Origin of the sequence: Rhodovulum sp. PH10, assembly GCF_000293785.1 — a bacterium.
In the GTDB taxonomy this organism is placed as follows: Bacteria; Pseudomonadota; Alphaproteobacteria; order Rhizobiales; family Xanthobacteraceae; genus Rhodoplanes.
In genome coordinates, this window is record NZ_AKZI01000047.1 from 1 (window position 1) to 19,040 (window position 19,040).

Consider the following 19,040-nt stretch of genomic DNA (forward strand, 5'->3'; position numbering starts at 1 on the left):
CACGGCGGCGGGAGATGGAGCGAGTCAGCCAAAACGATGGCTGGTATCATCTGGAGACGCGCAGCTGCGACAGGCTGGTGCCGATCGTGTCGAAGGTCGAGATGATGTCCGTGGCGCTCTTCAGGTGGAAGAATTTTTGACCCTTCGGCTCGGTCTCGGTCGAGCTGGCGCAGTTCTTCAGCAGCGCCGATTCCGGATCGCCGCCGGTATTCACCTGCACGGTGTAGATCACGATGTCGCGCTTCTCGCCGTTGATGGTGATCGGCGAGTTCTTGATGTTGGCGCAGGTGCCGGCGCCGCTCGAATCGTACATCCGCGCATCGGTCTCGGGCGAATGATTGTAGCCGTCGCCGTACCAGCGGTCCTGGGTGTTGCGGCCGTCGCTCAGCAGGATGATGATCGGCGTGTATTGGGTGTCCGGCAGATAGTCCCGGGTGGCCAGCGGACCGCCGCCGACCAGGCTCTGCCACGCCCAGACCAGGCCGATCGGCTGGTTGGTCGAGCCGTTCGGATACATATTGTCGACCAGCCCGGTCATCTTCGACCAGCCGGTGCCGTCGAGCACGTCGGTCAGGCCGATCATCTCCTGCGGGCAGGCGGAATACTGATCGGCGGGGAACTTCGACTGGCTGGTGGAGCCGGGAGCGGTGACGTTCTGGTCGTACCCCTGACCGGTGCCGCTCGGGTTCGGACCGCTCGACTTGCCGCGGTCGGTGACACAGCCGTTCCAGGTGCTGTGGCTCGCGGTCACGTAAGTCCACGAGCAGCTCCAGCCGTTGCACGACCACTGGCGGGTCGTGTTCTCTTTGTCCCAGTCGGTCCAATCGATCCACGAAGCGTTGTAGTTCGAACGGCCGACATTGACCTCCTTCACGAACGGAATGATCGACACATAGACGTCGCCGTTCTGCGCGGCCGCGCTCTTGAGCTGCGTCAGCAGGTTGGTGGTCGCGGTCTTGAGCGCCCCCATCTTGCCGTCGTCCTTCATCGAGCCGGTGTTGTCGAGCGCCAGCGCGACGCGCAGCTTGGTGCTGCCCCAGGTGGTGGTCGAGGTGACGTGAATGGTCTGCTGGGCGAAGCCGAGCACCGGCAGGAACGAGGTCTGGAAGGTGGCGGTGGCGTCGACCAAGACGGTCGCGCCGTCGCTGGCCTTGGTGTAGGTGCCGGTCACCGCGTCTATGGTCATCGCCGGGTCGGAGCCGGTGCTGCGCACATAGGCGTCGGACGCGGCCGAGACCCCGCCCGGGTCCTGGGCGGCGGTTTTTGCGACGGCGAGCGCCGCCGCGTCGGCGGCCGCCTGCAGCTTCGTCCGCAGCGCGTTGTAGCGGCTGTAGTCGACCGAGAAGCCGATCAGCCCGAGAACGGGGATGATGACGATCGCGAACATGATCGCGACGTTGCCCTCGGTCGAGCGGTCGAACGCGCGCCACCGCGACGGCAACGACGAGAGGAGGGCGTGCATGGTGTGAGGCCCCTGCCGGAATGAACCACGATGCCGTCCATGCTTACCGGCGAAGCTCGAATCAAAACCTAATTCGACTCGAGAAAGTCCGGGTCGCCCCACCGATCCGGTGGGGTGCGTCGGCGCGGCCGGCCGACAGGGTGAATCCGGGGTCAACGAAACGGCGATGCGGCGGCTCGCCGGTGGCCCGGGCGGATGCGGCCGACCCGTCGTGCTCGCCGCAGCGACCCGGACTCGTCCGGGGGGACTCGTCCCGAGGGGACTCGTCCCGGCGAGACCCGTAGAGGCGAGACCCGTCCCGAGGGGACGAGTCCCCGGGGACTGGTCCCGGGGACGGGTCCCCTCACTCGGCGATGCGCAGCTTCGACATCTTGGTGCCGATCTCGTCGAAGGTGGTGACGATCTGGTCGGCGGTCTTCAGCTCGAAGAAGTGGTCGTAGGTGCCGGGCGAGTTGCTGGCGCAGTCGCGCAAGAGCGTCGAGGTCGGGTCGCCGCCGGTATTCACCTGGATGGTGTAGAGCTCGTTGGTCTCGTCGGCGCCCTTGAAGCTCTCGCAGGCGAGGCGGGTGCGTCCGTCGACCGCCGAGGAGACGGCCGAGCCGTTGCCGGACCACCGGTTCTGGGTGTTCAGCCCGTCCGAGAGCAGGATGATCACCTGCTTGTACTTGTAGGTCGGATCGAGGTCCGGGGCGTTCAGCGGCGCCGTCCGGGTGAGCGACTGCCAGCCCCAGGCGAGCCCGATCGTCTGGTTGGTGCTGCCGGCCGGCTGCATCGCGTCGACTTTTGCCTTCAGCGCGGCCCAGTCGTAGGACAGCGGCATCAGCGCGGTATTGCAGTAGGAGTACTGCTGCGCCGGGAACTTGGGGCCGACGCCGGGGGCGACATTGGTGGTGTCGGAGTTCTGGTCGCGGTCGAGGACACAACCGGTCCAGGTGGAATGGTCGTTCACCACCCAGGTGTGATTCCAATAGCCGGCGCGGCCGGACGGCGTGCTGGTCCAGCAGCCGTTGTAGTAGTGGCCGTTGCGCGTCTGGTCGGTCTTGCCGTTGTCGACGCTCGGGCAGATGTAGCCCTTGTAGGCGCCGCTCGAGGGAATATAGCTCGCATTGGAGCTGCCGGTCGCCGGCCCGGTGGTGCAGCCGAACCCCTGGTAGCGCGTGCTGAAGGGGCAGCTCGAGCCGGGCCCGACCGTCGCCGAAGGCGTGACGCCGGCCGGCGGCGCCTCCCAGTCGCTCCAGTCGATCCAGCTCGCGGTGTGGGTGTCGGGCGCGATCGCGACATTGACGTCCTTGGCGAACGGCACCACCGAGACATAGACGTCGCCGTCCTTCTGGGCGGCGTTCTTCAGCTGCTCGATCAGGTTCTTCGAGGCGGTCTTGAGGGCGTCCATCTTGCCGGCGGAGGCCATCGAGCCGGTGTTGTCGAGCACCAGCGCGACACGCAGCCGCGAGTTGCCCCATACGGCGGTGGAACTGCCGCTGACCGGGAGGGTGGAGAAGTCGGCCCCGCCGAGGCTGCCGAGCACGCGCAGGAAGGTGGTCTCGATCGTGCCCTTGCCGGACACCACCAGGCGCGAGCCGTCGGTCTTGCTGTAGGCGACGTTCACCGTCAGCCCGGCGACCTCCGGACGGTCGAACACGCTGCGGAAGTAGGTTTCCGCCTGCGCCGACAGGGCCGCGCCGGAGGGATCCTGGTCCATCACCGTGGTGGCGTTCTTGGCGATCGCCAGCGTGGTCGAATCGAGGGCGGACTGCATTGCGGTGCGGGCGGCGCTCGCCCGGGTGTAGTCGACCGCGGCGCCGACCAGGCCGGTGAGCGGGATGATCGAGATCGCGAACAGCGGCACCACGCTCGCGCGCCGGTCGCCGCCGAAGCGTTTCAGAAGTCCCATGGGCACACCACACGTTCGAAGGGCGTGACCATGATGCCCCCGCCGCTGTTCACATTCGGTTCAGGAGCGGTCGCACTTTCGCCGATTTCCGTCAGTGTGCTGTTAAGCATGCGGTGCGCGCGGCGTGCCGACGACGCCACCGGGTCGTCGCCGGTCTCGGGTGTCGATGTCTCGGGTGTCGATGTCTCGGGTGTCGATGTCTCGGGTGTCGATGTTTCGGGATTCGGTGTCTCGGGATTCGGTGCGGCAGTGCCGCAATGTCGGGTGTCCAGAATCGGGTGTCCCGGAGTCGGGTGTCCAGAGTCGAGTGCCCGGAGTCGGGTGCTGCAATGCGGTGCCGGCCCGTCGACGGCACGCCCGATGCATGCAGGATCGTCTCGTCGGACCAGCTCACGCGGCGCGGTCCGCGGGCGATTCCGCACCACGACGACGGTGCACGACGACGGTGCCACCGGTACGTCGATCCGGTGGCCAAGGGCTGCGCAATCGCGTGTGTTCGACGGGTGGCGAAGCGGGGCGTTGCTCATTATTTACGCTACGTCGCGGACCCGTGCTGCGGCATGCTTCCCGATGCCCATCCCTCGGCGGGAGTGACCCCGTCCGTACCCGAAACGAGACCATGACGGCCTGCTCGATCGATCCTCACCCCTGGTCCGACCTCGCGCTCGCGGAGGTCCGAACGACGCTCGCCAACGGCGACCGGAAGCGCCGCCAGGAGCCCACCGGCCCCGGCACCGCGGTCATCACAAAAACGAAACCGGCGACCAAAAGGCCGAACCTTTACCGGGTCTTGCTGCTTAACGACGACTACACGCCGATGGAGTTCGTGGTGCACGTGCTCGAGCGCTTCTTCAACAAGGATCGCGAGGCGGCGACGCGCATCATGCTGCACGTCCATCATCACGGCATCGGCGAGTGCGGCATCTTCACCTACGAAGTGGCGGAGACCAAGGTGACCCAGGTGATGGACTTCGCGAGGAAACATCAGCATCCTCTGCAATGCGTGATGGAGAAGAAGTGAGCCAGGAACCGAGCGTCGGCGTCGCCGGCCGCATGTGAAATTTCTAAAGGCAGAGGGCGTCGTCGCGAGAGACGGTAACCGTCGGGACGGCGACCTCGAGATTACAGGACAGGACCCCGATGCCGACCTTTTCGCGAAGCCTCGAACAGTCACTTCACCGGGCGCTCGCGCTGGCCAACGAACACCGCCACGAATACGCCACCCTCGAGCATCTGCTGCTGGCGCTGGTGGACGATCAGGATGCGGCGGCGGTGATGCGGGCCTGCAATGTCGAGCTCGACAAGCTGCGCCGCAATCTGGTCGCCTATATCGAATCCGAGCTGGACAATCTGGTCACCGACGGGGGCGAGGATTCCAAGCCGACCGCGGGCTTCCAGCGGGTGATCCAGCGCGCCGTGATCCACGTGCAGTCGTCGGGCCGCGAGGAGGTGACCGGCGCCAACGTGCTGGTGGCGATTTTCGCGGAACGCGAAAGCCACGCGGCCTATTTCCTGCAGGAGCAGGAGATGACCCGTTACGACGCGGTCAACTACATCAGCCACGGCATCGCCAAAAGACCGGGGCTCACCGAGGCGCGGCCCGCACGCGGGGCGTCGTCCGAGGAGGAGTCGGACGGCGGCAAGCCGAACGAGGACACCAAGAAGAAAGGTGATGCCTTGGACGCCTACTGCGTCAATCTCAACAAGAAGGCGCGTGAGGGCAAGATCGACCCCCTGATCGGTCGCGACGGCGAGATCAGCCGCACCATCCAGGTGCTGTGCCGTCGCCAGAAGAACAATCCGCTGTTCGTCGGCGACCCCGGCGTCGGCAAGACCGCGATCGCCGAGGGTCTCGCCCGCCGCATCGTTCACGGCGAGGTGCCGGACGTGCTGAAAGGCGCGACGGTGTTCGCCCTCGACATGGGCACGCTGCTCGCCGGCACCCGCTATCGCGGCGACTTCGAGGAGCGGCTCAAGCAGGTCATCAAGGAGATCGAGGCGTATCCCAACGCCATCATGTTCATCGACGAGATCCACACGGTGATCGGCGCCGGTGCGACCTCGGGCGGTGCGATGGACGCCTCCAACCTGCTCAAGCCGGCGCTCGCCGCCGGCACGGTGCGCTGCATCGGCTCGACCACCTACAAGGAGTACCGCCAGTACTTCGAGAAGGATCGCGCGCTGGTGCGCCGCTTCCAGAAGATCGACGTGAACGAGCCGACGGTGGCGGACTCGATCGAGATCCTGAAGGGGCTGAAGCCCTATTTCGAGGACTATCACAAGCTCAAATACACCAACGACGCCATCAAGGCGGCGGTCGAGCTGTCGGCCCGCTACATCCACGACCGCAAGCTGCCCGACAAGGCGATCGACGTAATCGACGAGTCGGGCGCGGCGCAGATGCTGCTGCCCGAGCACCGGCGCAAGAAGACGATCGGCCTCAAGGAGATCGAGACCACCATCGCGACCATGGCGCGGATTCCGCCGAAAACCGTGTCGAAGGACGACGCGGTGGTGCTGTCGAGCCTCGAGGAGAACCTCAAGCGGGTGGTCTACGGCCAGGACAAGCCGATCGAGGCGTTGTCGGCGTCGATCAAGCTCGCCCGCGCCGGACTGCGCGAGCCCGAGAAGCCGATCGGCTGCTACCTCTTCTCCGGCCCGACCGGCGTCGGCAAGACCGAGGTGGCCAAGCAGCTGTCCGCCACGCTCGGCGTGGAGCTGATCCGCTTCGACATGTCGGAGTACATGGAGCGGCACACGGTGTCGCGCCTGATCGGCGCACCGCCCGGCTATGTCGGGTTCGATCAGGGCGGCCTGCTCACCGACGGCGTCGACCAGCATCCGCACTGCGTGCTGCTGCTCGACGAGGTGGAGAAGGCGCACCCCGATCTCTACAACGTGCTCCTGCAGATCATGGACCACGGCAAGCTGACCGACCACAACGGCAAGCAGGTCGACTTCCGCAACGTGATCCTGATCATGACCACCAATGCGGGTGCGGCGGATCTCGCCAAGGCGGCCTACGGCTTCCATCGCAGCAAGCGCGAGGGCGACGACGTGGAGGCGATCAACCGGCTGTTCGCGCCGGAGTTCCGCAACCGGCTCGACGCGATCATCACCTTCGGCCATCTCGGCGAGGAGATCATCGCGCAGGTGGTGGAGAAGTTCGTGCTCCAGCTCGAGGCGCAGCTGGCCGACCGCGACGTCACCATCGAGCTGTCGGACGACGCCACCAAGTGGCTGATCGTGCGCGGCTACGACCAGCAGATGGGGGCCCGGCCGATGGCCCGGGTGATCCAGGAGTACATCAAGAAGCCGCTCGCCGACGAGGTGTTGTTCGGCAAGCTGAAGAACGGCGGGCACGTCCGGGTGATCGTGGTCAAGGACGAGCTTTCGGGCGACAAGCTCGGCTTCGAGTTCGTCGAGGGGCCGATCACGCCGAAGCCGGAAAAGGTCCCCACGGCGGCGCCGAAGACGCGCCGGCGGCGCGGCGGTGGCGGAGGTGGCGGCAGCGCCCGCCGCACCAAGCCGCAGGGGCCGAAGGGCGAGGGCGGCCCGGAGGCGAGCTCGCCGGGAGCCGGCGGCGGCAAGGGATCCGTGCCGAAGGTGCCGCTGGTCAAGGCGTGACCTGCGCCGCGTTCGCGGGCGCCCACGGGCGCCTGCCGGTGCGACCAGCGTACGACGACGCGGCTCGGGGAAACTCGGGCCGAGGAAAAGAGGGGCCGGACCCGCTGGGCCGGCCCCTCGTCGTGCCGGGGGCCCGGGTGCGGGACGCCGGTGCGCGGGGTGGAGTTCCGGGGCTGCGTTTCGGGAGTTTTCCGGGGGTGCCTTTCTGGCGGTCTTCCTGGCGGCCGGCGGGATGGTTGCGTTGCCGTCCTGGAGGGGTCGGATGTGAGACCCACGGTGGCCGACCACGACCGCATCCCGAGGGCCGCCTCCGGCCCGCGCTTTGCTCGGCCCGCGCACAAGCTTCGGCGGCGCCTCGAAGGACGAGGGCCGCGCCGTGCCTTGGTCTTTGGAGACGCACCCCTGCGGAGTGCTCCTCTGGACGAGGTCGAACTCTGTCGCCGGTGGTATAGTGAGCCATTCGGCCGACCGGGTCGGATTCTCATCGTCTCCCTCGAGGGAGAGAGACGGTGTCGTCCCGGTCGGACACCGCGCCGAACGGGCGTAAAAACGAGAAGGTCGACGGATCCGATCCGAGAGGGCGTCGATCCGAGAGGGCGTCGATCCGAGGGGACGTCGATCCGAGGGGACATGGCAGAGCGATCGGGGAGTTGGGTGTCGCCGACCGTCGAGGGCTACCTCGCCGGCCTGCGCGCGGGGGTGACCTCGGTCTTCCTGGTGGTGCTGGTCGGCACCTTCATCAGCATCGGCGCGCTCGCCCACGATCTCGGCTTTCCCGCCCTGTGGGTGGTGCTGTCGACCCTGCTGATCTGGGCCGGCCCCGCCCAGGTGATCATGATCTCGGCGCTCGGCGCCGGCGCGGCGCCGTTCGAAGTGGCGGTCGCGGTGTCGTTGTCGAGCATCCGCCTGTTGCCGATGGTGGTGGCGCTGCTGCCGATCGTGCGCGCGAAAAACACCCGCTGGCCGGGACTTCTGCTCGCCACCCACTTCGTCGCGGTCAGTGCCTGGATCGAGGCGTTGCGCCTCGCGCCCGGCCAGCCGCGCGAAAACCGGGTCGCCTTCGTCAACGGCATCGGCACCGTGCTGCTCGGCGTCTCGACCCTGTCGACGGCGGCCGGCTACTATCTCGCGCTGGCGATGCCGCGCTCGCTGGTCGCCGGCATGCTGTTTCTCACGCCGATGTCGTTCCTGGTCTCGGTCACCCGCTCGAGCCGTATGCTGTCCGACCGGCTGGCCGCCGTCATCGGGCTGGTGGTGAGCCCGATCCTGGTGTCGGCCGGCGTCGGGCTCGACCTGATGTGGACCGGGGTGGTCGGCGGCAGCGTCGCCTATCTGGTCCATCGCTGGTGGTCGCGACGCCGGGAGGGTCGGGAATGACGGTGCGGTCGCACGGGGCAAGACCCCACGGGGCACGGCGCGCCGGAACCGGGCCGGGCAGGGGGCGGCGATGAACGCGGCGACCGCGGTCGGCGATTTGTGGCCTTATGTTCTGCTGATCCTGGTCGGCTTCCTGCCGAGCGAGGTGTGGCGCTGGCTCGGCATGGCGCTCGCGCGCGGCATCGACGAGAGTTCCGAGGTGGTGGTGTGGGTGCGGGCGATCGCCACGGCGATCCTCACCGGCGTGGTCGCCAAGCTCATGCTATTCTCGCCGGGCGCCTTGGCCGACGTGCCGGTGTGGATCCGGCTCGGCGCCGCGGCGATCGGCATGGCCGGGTTCCTGCTGATCCGTCGCTCGGTGCTGGCCGGCGTGGTCGCCGGCACCGCCGCGCTGATCGCCGGCGATCTGCTGTTCGGCCCGTGAGGCCGACGGCCGGGGTTTCGACGACGAATGCGGTTCGGGGCCTTCGGGGGCTGTTCGCATGCGTTCGACCGTTCTCGTGATCGGAGCGATGCTCGCGCTGCTGCCGCCGGCGTGCGGGTTTTTGGCGCATGCCGAGGAGGCTCCGGCAAATACCCCGGCGGTTTCGCCCGAGCCCGCGCCAAAAACTCCGGATGCCGCTCCGGCGGAGAAGTCGGAGACCGGCACCACCGCCGAGCCCGCGGCCGCAAAGGAGGAGAGCCGGGACGGCGGAAAGGACGGGGAAAAGGCTGGGGACAACCCTGCGGACAAGGCTGTCGACAAGGCTGGGGAAAAGCCGGCGGACAAGCCTGTCGACGGGCCTGGGGAAAAACCCGGGGACAAGTCCCCGGACAAGTCCCCGGACAAGTCCGCGGGCAAGTCCGCGGAAAAGGGCGACCCCCGCGAATCCCTCTGCCTGATCCTGGAGTCGGCGGCGAGCGCCAACGGCATTCCGGTGGAATTCTTCGCCCGCCTGGTGTGGCAGGAGAGCCGGTTCCGCCCGGATGCGGTCGGCCCGATGACGCGCCGCGGGGTTCGCGCGCAGGGGATCGCCCAGTTCATGCCCTACACGGCGGAGGAGCGCGGCCTGCTCGACCCGTTCGACCCGGTCGCGGCGCTCCCCAAGGCCGCCGAATTTCTCTCCGAGCTGCGCGAAGAGTTCGGCAATCTCGGGCTGGCGGCCGCCGCCTACAATGCCGGGCCGCGCCGGGTGCGCGACTGGCTCTCCGGCATCGGCGGCCTTCCGGGCGAAACCCGCAACTATGTCGCGGTGATCACCGGCCGCACCGCCGACGACTGGGCGGACCTCTCCCGCACCGGCCGGAAGGACATCGTCGAGCCGAAGAAGCCGGTGTCGTGCGCGACGCTGGTGGCGCTGCTCGACACGCGGCCGAGCTTCTTCCTCGGCGAGCTCGAGCGGCGCATCCGCGAGGGCACGCTGAAGCCGTGGGGCGTGCAGCTCTCGGCCGGCTTCTCGAAGGTCCGGGTGCTGTCGGCCTATGCCCGGATCGAGCGGCGCCACCGCGCGCTGCTCGATGGCAAGGACCCGGTGATCCTGCGCACGATCCTGCGCAGCCGCGGCACCCGCGCATTCTACCAGATGCGGGTCGGCGCCGACACGCGCGTCGCCGCCAACCGCTTGTGTGCCGACCTGTCGCGCAACGGAGGCTCGTGCATGGTCTTGAAAAACTCGCGCGGCGTGCTGGAAAAGCCGTGACGTCCCGGGCCTGCGGTCACGCCGCCGTCACGCCGGGGCGTCCTCGCCGGCCGGCGTTTTGGCGGGCTGCGTCGGCGGGGCGCCGGCCGGCTCGCCGTCCTCCTCGCCGTCCTCCTCGATGGTGCGCACGTAAAGCTCGTTGACGGCGACGAAGGCGACGACGGTCAGGGGCGCCGCGAACAGCACGCCCATCGGCCCGAACAGAATCGCGAACACGATCACCGCGAACAGCAGCACGGCGGGCGGGATCGACACCATCCGCTTCTGGATGATCGGCTGGATCACGTTGCCCTCGATCTGCTGGATCACCACGAACAGGCCGAGCACATAGAGCGCCAGCGTGGTGTCCTTGGAGAAGGCGATGATCAGCGCCGGCACCGCCGAGGCGATCGGCCCGAGGATCGGCACGAACTCGGCGATGCCGGCGAACAGGCCGAGCGCGATCGCCGACGGCACGCCGAGCACGGCGAGCCCGGCCATCGTCACCGCGCCGACCAGCGCCATCGCGATCACCTGGCCGACCAGCCACGCCTGCAGCGCCTTGCCGCAGCGCTGCAGCGTCTCGTCGCCGCGCGCCCGCCCGGCCGGCGGCACCAGCCGCAGCACGCCGTTGCGATAGAGCCCCGGCTGGGCGGCGATGTAGAGCGCACCGAACAGCACCAGCACCATGTTGGTGACGACCCCGACCGCGGTGCCCAGCGCACCGCCGATCCGGCTCACCGTGCTGCCCGACAAGAGTGCCGAGGTCGAGCGGTCGATCGCGTCCGACAGCCAGCCGACGCCGCTGATCCGCTCCCGCACCACCGCCCAGGCGGAGGGCAGCTGCTGCAGCAGGGTGTCGACGTTCTGGGCGATCGCCGTGCCGAACAGCGCCATCGTCACGGTGAGGAAGAGGACGATCAGCACCACCGCGAGCATCAGCGACAGGCCGGGCGACAGCTTGGTCGGGCGGGCGATCAGGTCGGCGAGCGAGCGGAACAGGATGGCGCCGAGCACCGCCGAGAAGATCAGCAGGAGAACGTCGGCGAGCTCCCAGGCGAGCAGCAGCACCAGCACCACGCCGGCGACCAGCACCAGCTTGTGGGAGAACGACGGCTCGATGCGCATGGCTCGTCTCTCGGCTTTCGGCTCTCGTGTCGCGGCACCCGGATGTCGGAGCGCCGGTCCGGCGGGTCGGCCGTCACCGGCGAGGCGCACGACCGGTTCGGTTTCCGCGCGCAACTCCGGTGAGGCCGGACCGATCTCTTACCTTCGCCGCAGCGGAACGTCATCGGGGTGCGTCGGTTTACCCCGCGAGACGTGTCGGCCGTGCGACCCGCGACCCTCTGGCGGAGTCCGGTCGCGTCCCGCCGCTCCCACCGGTTCGCCACAAGATGCTGGCACCGGCGGAGGCGGGTAGGCGGGAAGAAACGAAAGGAGAGGCCATGGGCTTGCTCGACGACCTCACCGCCGGCGCGGTCGCCGGCACGCGGAAGCTCGACCAAAAAACCCTGCCGGCGCTGTTCGCGCGGCTGTCGTCCAATGCCGGTCTCGGCGGGCTTTCGGGTCTGGTCGAGCGGCTGCGCCGGGGCGGCCTGTCGCACGAGGTCGATTCGTGGCTCGGCGGCGGCCGCAACCAGCCGGTCTCGGCCGAGCAGGTGGGAGCGGCGCTCGGCGACGACGCGGTCGCCCGGCTCGCCGCGGCGGCCGACCTGTCGGAGGACGACCTGCTCGACATGCTGGCGCGCAACCTGCCGCAGGCGGTCGACGAGGCGAGCCCGAACGGCGCGCTCGCCGACGATCCGCTGGAGATCGGCGGGGCGTGATCCCGGGTCGTCGCCAGCCGCCGTGGGGTTCGTCCTCGGTTTCGTCGTTCAGCGGGCGCCGGCGAGGCGCAAGCGCTCGATCCAGAACGGGCTCTTGGTGACGAACACGTTGTAGCCGACCGCATGGTTGGTCTTGATGCGGTCCATCATCGCCACCTCGTGCACCTCCTCGAAGCGGCCGGTGCGCGGATCGAGCACGAACTCGCGGCAGCCGGCCTCCGCCAGCACGAAGCGGGTGAGGCCGTGGGTGCGGTCGGAGCCGTGCTCCTCGCAGATCGTCACGGTGTCGGTCTCGAGCAGTCTTCGGCCGCCCTTCAAGGCCTCGATCTCCACCCCCTCGACGTCGAGCTTCACCACGAACCGCCCCTCGGCGGGGATGGTGCCGTCGTCGATCAAACTGTCGAGTGACACCAGCTCGACCTCCTCGCGGTGATCGCGGGAGGTTTGGTCGGCGATCGAGAACGCCTCGTGCTTGCGGCCGCTCAGCCAGGCGCGCCCACCGGCGATCGAGGAGATCGCCTGATGGCGCACAGTGAAGCGCCCGCCATTGATGTCGGCATTGCGACGCAGCCGGGCCGCGTTGGAGGACGAGGCCTCGATCGCGATCGCCCGGTGCTTGCCGTAGGGCCGGCTCGACGCCAGCACCGACCACAGGCCGTAATTCGCGCCGCAATCGACGAAGGTGTAGTCGACCTCGGCGACGCTCGACAGGAACTGGGCGAGCTCGGCCTCGTAGACGTAGCGCCGGTCGAGCAGCACGCTCCAATAGGCGTCGCCGAACGGGAAGGCGAACAGCGCGTCGTCGTTGAGATGCACCACCGCCTCGCGGGCGGTGAGCGCGGTCGACAGGATGCGGCAGCCGAGCGAGAAGCCGCGGTGCTGGAACGGCTCGGTCAGCCGGGCGCCGGCCTTGATCGCCAGAGCGGCGCAGCGTTCGGCGATGGTCGCACCGTCCAGCCGACCGGTGCGGCGATCGAAGACCAGCGGGGCGTCCCGGTCGTGGTCGGAGAGAGCCATGAAGATCTTTCGCTGCCGGCGTCCGCGTTCCGAACCGGGCCGGCCGGGCCTGCGCCGACGATTCGTCGTTTCGCTCCGCTGCCGGCGAGCCGGACCGCACGGGAGCGTCGTGTGAGGATGTTGCCGCAAAACCGGTTGAGCAGGGGTAAATTCCTCGCACGCCGGTAAGTTTCAACCAATACGGGTAACGAGGCGTGATGGCACCTCGGCATGCGAAAGGGTCGCCCGCGGGGCGGACGACCCTCCTCGTGCCGTTCGGCGGTCAGTGCCCGGCTTTGCCTTGCATTCCTTGCATGCCGCCTCCGGTATCACCGTGCATGCCGCCCGACATGCCGCCGTGACCTCCCGCCCCGGTGGCGGCGCGCGCCCCGGCGCCGATCGAGCGCACCGCGAACGGCACGCTCATCGCTCCGGCCTTCTCGAAGCGCAGCTCGCCGGTCAAGGTCTCGCCCTCGCGCAGCGGCTCCTTCAGGCCCATGAACATCAGGTGATAGCCGCCGGGGGCGAGGGTGACGCTCCGTCCGGGGTCGATCGCGAGCCCGTCCTTCAGCGGGCGCATGTGCATCACGCCGTTCTCGACCGCCATCTCGTGCACCTCCACCCGCGAGGCTCGCGGAAAGCTGCCGCCGAGCAGGCGGTCGGGCTCGGTGCCGGTGTTGGTGATCGTCAGGTAGCCGCCGCCGACCTTGGCGCCGCCCGGCGTCGCGCGGGCCCACGGATCGGTGACGACGATCGCGCCGGCCTTCGTCTCGGCCGCCCGGCTCGGGGCGGGGAGGGCGCCGAGGGCGGCAAGGGCGGGAAGCATCGCGAGGCCGAGCGTCAGAACGGCATGGCCGGCGTGGATGCCCGGGGTGCGCATGCCGAGAACTCGCATGCCAGGGATACGAATCATGGGAACCTCCGAATGGCGCGCCTTTCGTCGGGCGCCGGGGAGACCGTGTCAGGGGTGAATTGCGGATCGTCGCGGCGCGCGGCCGGGCGGGGCGCGCGGGTTCACCGGCGTGCGCCGGCGCCTGCCGTGCGGACGGCGGGGCGGCAAGGCCGCGCGGACGAGCGGCGCGAACGCGGTCGGCACGCCGAGCGGCGGCAGCACCGGTGCGGCGGCGAGGCCGGGTGTCGTGCACAGAACGCACGAGGCGTGGTGACCCTGGTCGGAGCGCGGGGCGGGGCGGCGGTCGCCGCCTTCGCCGGCCGCGGCGTCGGCCGAGACGTCGGAGGCGGCAGCGCCGAGGCACAGCACGGATCGCGGATCGAAGGATCGCGGATCGAAGCCCGGAGCCGGCGGCCCACCCGACGACACACCCGCCGCTGCGGCGACCGCCGGCAGCAGGATGTGGAGTACGAGCGTCCAGGCGACCACGAGCGCGACGGCGCCGCGGGCGGCCGGACGTGGGGGTGTCGTCCGTGTCGCGCGCACGCACCCTCTTACCACGCCCGCAGCGGGTGGGACACCCGGGTCGGGTGACCTTTCGGTCCGCGCGCTCCGCACTCCGAAAAGAGCTCTGCGCGCCGTGCAGACCCGCGGCGGCGCGCGCGTCGTCCACGTCCGCTTCGCGCTGTCCGAGGTGCGCAGAATTTTGCGCTGCGCAGCCTTTTGCGCCCCGCGGCGCCGTGCAGCCGCCACGGCACTTTCGCAATGCGCGAGGTCGCGGCGGCGCATGACCTCCGCACTGTTACTTACGCGGTCTCCTCGAGGACGTCGGTCGTCGCATCGCATCTGACACGCGTCCCGGCGGTATTGAGATGACATGTATACAGGGTGGCGAGGCGACGATGCGCCGCACGGCCCGTATGACGTGTCTGCTCCGCTGTCCACCGCGACGCGACCAGGCGATTTAGATGTTTCTTATCAGCTTGCTGTTACGTTGATCGCCGCTGCCGCAGCGGTCGAGCCGCCGTCGTGCGTGACCGTCTGCAATCTGAAACTGCATGTCTCACGACCGGATCGGCGGACACCAGAACGGCCATGCGCGTTTGCACATCAGCCAAACGCCCGGGTCGGATTGACCCACGAAGCCTGCGGATGTCCTTTCCAGCCCGTGTTTCTGGAACGGAGCTTGCTCCGCACCCACTCGTTCGTTTTCAGCCGTCCGTGCGGCTCGGCACTACCAGAGGTGGACTCTCATGCCCGACGTCATCAAGAACACGACCTATGCCGAGCTGAAGGTCGGCGATGTGGCGAGCATCGAGCGAACCTGCTCGTTGCAAGATCTCTACCTGTTCGCGCACGTCTCCGGAAACACCAACCCGGTCGTGATGCCCGATTTCGGCAGCCGCGACGACAGCAAGGTCCAGGCCCCTTTCATGTGGGCGGGCTCGCTGGTGTCGGCGGTTCTCGGTAACATCCTGCCGGGTCCCGGCACGGTCTATCGCTCTCAGGATCTGCGCTTCCTCGCCGGCGTGCGGGTCGGCGACAAGATGAAGGTGAGCGTCCGCTGCACCGCCAAGCACGAGGCGCCGACCGCCACCTTCGAGACCAAGATCGAGAAGACCGACGGCACCGTGGTGGCCGAGGGCCTCGCCACCGTCGACGTGCCGCTGGAGCGCATCACCGTCGCGGTGCGCGAGCTGCCGACCCTGATCCTCGACGAAGGTGATCAGTTCACGCCGCTGATCGAGATGGCCCGCAGCCTCGGCCCGATGGCCACCGCCGTGGTCTGCCCGGACGATCACAACTCGCTGTCGGGCGCCGTGCTCGCCGCCAAGGAAGGTCTGATCGAGCCGATCCTGATCGGCTGCAAGGCGTCGATCATGAAGGCGGCCGAGGCGAGCGGCCTCGACATCGGCTCCTACAAGCTGGTCGAGGCGACCAGCCACAAGGAAGCCGCTGCGCTCGCCGTCGAGCTCGCCCGCCGCGGCGAGGCCGCCTCGGTGATGAAGGGCAACATCCACACCGACGAGCTGCTCGGCCAGGTGGTGAAGAAGGAGGGCGGGCTGCGCTCCGGGCGCCGCATCAGCCACGTGTTCGTGATGGACGCGCCGACGCTCGACCATCTCTTGTTCATCTCGGACGCCGCGATCAACATCGCGCCCGATCTCGCGACCAAGGTCGACATCTGTCAGAACGCGATCGACCTCGCGCGCGCCTGCGGCCTCGACAAGCCGCGCGTCGGCATCCTGTCGGCGGTCGAAACGGTCAATCCGAACATTCCCTCGACGCTCGACGCGGCGGCGCTCTCCAAGATGGCCGAGCGCGGCCAGATCCGCGGCGGCATCGTCGACGGTCCGCTGGCGATGGACAACGCGATGGACGTCGCCGCCGCCCGCACCAAGGGCATCGACTCGCTGGTCGCCGGTCACGCCGACGCGCTGATCGTGCCGAACCTCGAGGCCGGCAACATGGTCGTCAAGGAGCTGACCTTCGTGGCGCGCGCCGAGACGGCGGGCCTCGTGGTCGGCGCCAAGGCGCCGGTGATGCTCACCAGCCGCGCCGACAACGAGCGGGCGCGCCTCGTCTCCGCCGCGCTCGCCCAGCTGCACGAGCACATGCGCCGCACCGGTCGTGCGGTCGGCACCGTTCCCGCCGCCCCCCCGAGCGTCGGCGCGACCATCAGCGGCGCCAAGATCGCGGCGGAATGACCGGAACAGAAAACCGCCGCGGAACGACAAGAAACTGAAGGACGACTTCCATGGGTGACCACGTCATCACACTCAACGCGGGCTCATCGTCGATCAAGTTCGCATTGTTCGACGCCGACGGCGGCGAATGGCCGAAGATGGTCGCGACCGGCCAGGTCGAGGGCATCGGCGTGTCGCCGGAGTTCGAGGTGAAGCGGTCGGTCGACAAGCAGAAGACCAAGCGGTCGTTCTCCGGCGACGATGCGCCGAAGAACCACGCCGAGGCGCTCGAGATCATCATCGGCTGGCTCAACGAGAGCTTTCCGAACGTCCATATCGGCGCGATCGGCCACCGGGTGGTGCACGGCGGGCCGGTCTACACCGAGCCGGTGCGGATCGATCCCGGCGTGCTCGCCCACCTCGAGGCGTTCTCGCCGCTGGCGCCGCTGCACCAGCCGCACAACCTCGCCGGCATCGCCGCCGCCGGCAAGGCGTTTCCGGGCATCCCGCAGGTCGCCTGCTTCGACACCGCGTTCCACCGCACCCAGCCGTTCGTCAACGACACCTTCGGCATCCCGCTCGAATTCTACGAGCAGGGCGTGCGGCGCTACGGCTTCCACGGCCTGTCCTACGAGTACATCACCGAGCGGCTGCGCAAGCGCGATCCGCAGGCGGTGAGCCGCGCCGTGGTCCTGCATCTCGGCAACGGCGCCTCGATGTGCGCGATCAAGGACGGGCAGGCGGTCTCCTCGACCATGAGCTTCTCGCCGCTCGACGGCCTGCCGATGGGCACGCGCTGCGGCCAGATCGACGCCGCCGTGCTGTTCTATCTGATCCAGCAGAAGGGCATGTCGGTCGAGCAGGTGTCCGACCTCCTCTACAAGAAGTCGGGCCTCAAGGGCATGTCGGGCATCTCCAGCGACATGCGCGACCTCGAGGCGTCCGAGAAGCTGCCGGCGCGGCAGGCGATCGACTACTTCGTCACCCGCATCCGCCGCGAGCTCGGCGCCCTGATGGCAGTGACCGGCGGGGTCGAATCGATCGTCTTCACCGGTGGCATCGGCGCCAACTCGCAGCTGGTGCGCGAGCGGGTGCTCGACGGCTTCGCCTGGGCCGGCATCGTGATCGACAGCGGCGCCAATGCCCGCCGCGGCGAGGAGGTGATCTCGGCGATCGGCTCGGCGGTGCGCGTCTATGTGATGCAGACCGACGAGGAGGCGATGATCGCCCGCCACACCATCGCGGCGGCGCGCCTGTCGACGTCGCGCTTCCAGAAGGCCTGAGCAGCGGGCGACACGCTGCCGGTTCCGGCATTCCGGCGCCTTTGCGGCGGCTGCGCGAGCGGCCGCCGCTTCTTTTTGGTCTCGCGCCTTCGCCGTCGCCCTCGCCCTGCGTGCGGGCGGCCGTCGCCGGCGAGCATCGGTCGGAGACGAGTCCCCCCGGGACGAGTTCCGGCGCGCCGATCGGTCGCTTTCGGTCCTTTCGGAAACTCGCTAACCTTCCATCATCGTACCGACGCCACCGGGCCGGGCGCGGCGAACCGGGTGCCGGTCGCTCCCGTTGACGTCGTGGGTCGGCCGGCCCGGGCGGGCGCGCCCGGTCACCGGCGCGGCCGGATGGTGCGGCGCAAGCCGGTCGGGGCGTCATGGATACACGCGAACAGCTCGAACACGACATCGAGGCACTGAGGCAGTCGATCCGGCTGCACTGGCGGGACCTGAGCCAGCTCGCGCTCGGCCCGGACGAGCGCGCCGAGGTGCGCCGCGAGGTCGAGCAGTGCATTCAGGATCTCAAGGAGCTGCTGGTGCGGCTGGACGTCCGCCGGCAGAGCTCCTGACGGCCGCCGGTCCGCAGGGCGCCGGGGCCGCTGCGGTCGGGCCGTGGCGGCCGCCCGCTCGCCTCGTGCGTGTGAAAATGCCGGCGGGTCTTGCTCGCAACCGCGAAAAGAAACATTGTGGGCCGGTGAGCCGACGTCCGGAGGCGGTCGCGTCCGGGCGGCGTTTCGCTCGCCGGTTTCCGTCCCCCGGGTCTCGCAGCGGCGCCCGGCCGCCCTGGTCGACATCGCGATTTTCATAGGCCTGCAATGAATTTCCCTCGCGCGCCTCGCTCGCCCCTGACGTACGAGCCCCATCTGAGCCTCACGCCCGACACGCCGCCGCTCGACTCCGACGAGTATGCGCGCCGGTTCGTGATCGAGGACGTCTTCCCGACCATCGACGGCGGCCGCCATGCGGTGAAGCGGGTGGTCGGCGAGCCGATCGACGTGTGGGCCGACATTTTTCGCGACGGCCACGAGGTGACCGCGGCTGCGCTGCGCTGGCGGCGCGAGGGCGAGCGCGGCTGGCGCACCGCCTCGCTGGTGCCGACCGACAACGACCGCTGGCACGGCGGCTTCACCCCGTCCGAGATCGGCCGCCACGTGTTCGTCATCGAGGCCTGGACCTCGAATTTCGCGACCTGGCGGCGGGACACGTTGGCGAAGCAGAAAGCCGGGGTGGCGATCGCGCTCGACCTGAAGGAAGGCCGCGAGCTGATCGCCGCGGCGGTGGCGCGGGCGGGCGACGCGGCCGGACGGCTGCAGGCGGCGCTCAACATGTTCGAGGCGACCGGCGAGGCGGGCACGC

The 19,040-nt window shown here is 69.0% G+C and carries 16 protein-coding genes; 10 read left to right on the forward strand and 6 right to left on the reverse strand.

The genetic code is table 11. The features are described 5' to 3' along the window. Positions 1-46: 46 nt before the first annotated feature. Both A33M_RS09105 and A33M_RS09110 read right to left on the reverse strand, forming a co-directional pair. On the reverse strand, positions 47-1,462 hold the full coding sequence (locus A33M_RS09105; RefSeq protein WP_008386093.1) for a TadE/TadG family type IV pilus assembly protein: 1,416 nt from the start codon (positions 1,460-1,462) through the stop codon (positions 47-49). A gap of 343 nt (positions 1,463-1,805) precedes the next feature. Continuing rightward, positions 1,806-3,353, reverse strand: coding sequence for a TadE/TadG family type IV pilus assembly protein (locus tag A33M_RS09110; protein ID WP_008386096.1), 1,548 nt, complete (start codon positions 3,351-3,353; stop codon positions 1,806-1,808). A gap of 619 nt (positions 3,354-3,972) precedes the next feature. Here A33M_RS09110 and clpS point away from each other — a divergent pair. The 5 genes from clpS (at position 3,973) to A33M_RS09135 (ending at position 10,036) form a co-directional block, all read left to right on the forward strand. After that, complete coding sequence (gene clpS, locus A33M_RS09115) at positions 3,973-4,374, forward strand: ATP-dependent Clp protease adapter ClpS (protein WP_008386101.1); 402 nt, start codon at positions 3,973-3,975, stop codon at positions 4,372-4,374. 119 nt (positions 4,375-4,493) lie between these two features. Further along, positions 4,494-6,980 (forward strand): ATP-dependent Clp protease ATP-binding subunit ClpA, encoded by a 2,487-nt coding sequence (gene clpA, locus A33M_RS09120; RefSeq protein WP_008386103.1) that lies wholly within the window; start codon positions 4,494-4,496, stop codon positions 6,978-6,980. A 630-nt stretch (positions 6,981-7,610) separates the two neighbouring features. Continuing rightward, entirely contained in the window at positions 7,611-8,357 is a 747-nt protein-coding gene (locus A33M_RS09125; protein ID WP_157223399.1) for an AzlC family ABC transporter permease, read from the forward strand. Positions 8,358-8,427: 70 nt separating this feature from the next. Then, positions 8,428-8,781: an AzlD domain-containing protein gene (locus A33M_RS09130; protein ID WP_008386110.1), complete on the forward strand. Its 354-nt coding sequence runs from the start codon at positions 8,428-8,430 to the stop codon at positions 8,779-8,781. A gap of 58 nt (positions 8,782-8,839) precedes the next feature. Next, on the forward strand, positions 8,840-10,036 hold the full coding sequence (locus A33M_RS09135; protein ID WP_202801836.1) for a lytic transglycosylase domain-containing protein: 1,197 nt from the start codon (positions 8,840-8,842) through the stop codon (positions 10,034-10,036). Positions 10,037-10,063: 27 nt separating this feature from the next. On the opposite strand, the gene A33M_RS09140 is transcribed toward A33M_RS09135, so the two are convergent. Further along, complete coding sequence (locus A33M_RS09140) at positions 10,064-11,143, reverse strand: AI-2E family transporter (RefSeq protein WP_008386114.1); 1,080 nt, start codon at positions 11,141-11,143, stop codon at positions 10,064-10,066. Positions 11,144-11,460: 317 nt separating this feature from the next. Between A33M_RS09140 and A33M_RS09145 the strand changes: the two genes are divergently transcribed. Further along, positions 11,461-11,841 (forward strand): YidB family protein, encoded by a 381-nt coding sequence (locus A33M_RS09145; protein ID WP_008386117.1) that lies wholly within the window; start codon positions 11,461-11,463, stop codon positions 11,839-11,841. A 48-nt stretch (positions 11,842-11,889) separates the two neighbouring features. Here the strand turns inward: A33M_RS09145 and A33M_RS09150 are convergent, their stop codons facing one another. The 3 genes from A33M_RS09150 to A33M_RS23825 form a co-directional block, all read right to left on the reverse strand. Next, positions 11,890-12,858, reverse strand: coding sequence for an FkbM family methyltransferase (locus A33M_RS09150; protein WP_008386120.1), 969 nt, complete (start codon positions 12,856-12,858; stop codon positions 11,890-11,892). Positions 12,859-13,120: 262 nt separating this feature from the next. Further along, a complete protein-coding gene (locus tag A33M_RS09155; protein ID WP_008386121.1) occupies positions 13,121-13,750 on the reverse strand; it encodes a copper chaperone PCu(A)C in 630 nt (209 codons plus the stop codon). 48 nt (positions 13,751-13,798) lie between these two features. After that, a complete protein-coding gene (locus A33M_RS23825; RefSeq protein ID WP_157223400.1) occupies positions 13,799-14,275 on the reverse strand; it encodes a hypothetical protein in 477 nt (158 codons plus the stop codon). 707 nt (positions 14,276-14,982) lie between these two features. Here A33M_RS23825 and A33M_RS09165 point away from each other — a divergent pair. The 4 genes from A33M_RS09165 to A33M_RS09180 form a co-directional block, all read left to right on the forward strand. Then, on the forward strand, positions 14,983-16,437 hold the full coding sequence (locus A33M_RS09165; RefSeq protein ID WP_008386125.1) for a bifunctional enoyl-CoA hydratase/phosphate acetyltransferase: 1,455 nt from the start codon (positions 14,983-14,985) through the stop codon (positions 16,435-16,437). A 50-nt stretch (positions 16,438-16,487) separates the two neighbouring features. Further along, positions 16,488-17,699 (forward strand): acetate/propionate family kinase, encoded by a 1,212-nt coding sequence (locus A33M_RS09170; protein WP_008386127.1) that lies wholly within the window; start codon positions 16,488-16,490, stop codon positions 17,697-17,699. A gap of 362 nt (positions 17,700-18,061) precedes the next feature. Further along, entirely contained in the window at positions 18,062-18,253 is a 192-nt protein-coding gene (locus tag A33M_RS09175; protein WP_008386130.1) for a hypothetical protein, read from the forward strand. Positions 18,254-18,499: 246 nt separating this feature from the next. After that, positions 18,500-19,040 (forward strand): maltotransferase domain-containing protein (locus A33M_RS09180; RefSeq protein ID WP_040619894.1); only part of this gene is annotated, 541 nt, incomplete at its 3' end.

What these genes read in the sequence shown, in the direction of transcription:
- A33M_RS09105 (WP_008386093.1), bottom strand. Translation starts at nt 1,462, where the DNA reads ATGCACGCCCTCCTCTCGTCGTTGCCGTCGCGGTGGCGCGCGTTCGAC.
- A33M_RS09110 (WP_008386096.1), bottom strand. Translation starts at nt 3,353, where the DNA reads ATGGGACTTCTGAAACGCTTCGGCGGCGACCGGCGCGCGAGCGTGGTG.
- clpS (WP_008386101.1), top strand. Translation starts at nt 3,973, where the DNA reads ATGACGGCCTGCTCGATCGATCCTCACCCCTGGTCCGACCTCGCGCTC.
- clpA (WP_008386103.1), top strand. Translation starts at nt 4,494, where the DNA reads ATGCCGACCTTTTCGCGAAGCCTCGAACAGTCACTTCACCGGGCGCTC.
- A33M_RS09125 (WP_157223399.1), top strand. Translation starts at nt 7,611, where the DNA reads ATGGCAGAGCGATCGGGGAGTTGGGTGTCGCCGACCGTCGAGGGCTAC.
- A33M_RS09130 (WP_008386110.1), top strand. Translation starts at nt 8,428, where the DNA reads ATGAACGCGGCGACCGCGGTCGGCGATTTGTGGCCTTATGTTCTGCTG.
- A33M_RS09135 (WP_202801836.1), top strand. Translation starts at nt 8,840, where the DNA reads ATGCGTTCGACCGTTCTCGTGATCGGAGCGATGCTCGCGCTGCTGCCG.
- A33M_RS09140 (WP_008386114.1), bottom strand. Translation starts at nt 11,143, where the DNA reads ATGCGCATCGAGCCGTCGTTCTCCCACAAGCTGGTGCTGGTCGCCGGC.
- A33M_RS09145 (WP_008386117.1), top strand. Translation starts at nt 11,461, where the DNA reads ATGGGCTTGCTCGACGACCTCACCGCCGGCGCGGTCGCCGGCACGCGG.
- A33M_RS09150 (WP_008386120.1), bottom strand. Translation starts at nt 12,858, where the DNA reads ATGGCTCTCTCCGACCACGACCGGGACGCCCCGCTGGTCTTCGATCGC.
- A33M_RS09155 (WP_008386121.1), bottom strand. Translation starts at nt 13,750, where the DNA reads ATGATTCGTATCCCTGGCATGCGAGTTCTCGGCATGCGCACCCCGGGC.
- A33M_RS09165 (WP_008386125.1), top strand. Translation starts at nt 14,983, where the DNA reads ATGCCCGACGTCATCAAGAACACGACCTATGCCGAGCTGAAGGTCGGC.
- A33M_RS09170 (WP_008386127.1), top strand. Translation starts at nt 16,488, where the DNA reads ATGGGTGACCACGTCATCACACTCAACGCGGGCTCATCGTCGATCAAG.
- A33M_RS09175 (WP_008386130.1), top strand. Translation starts at nt 18,062, where the DNA reads ATGGATACACGCGAACAGCTCGAACACGACATCGAGGCACTGAGGCAG.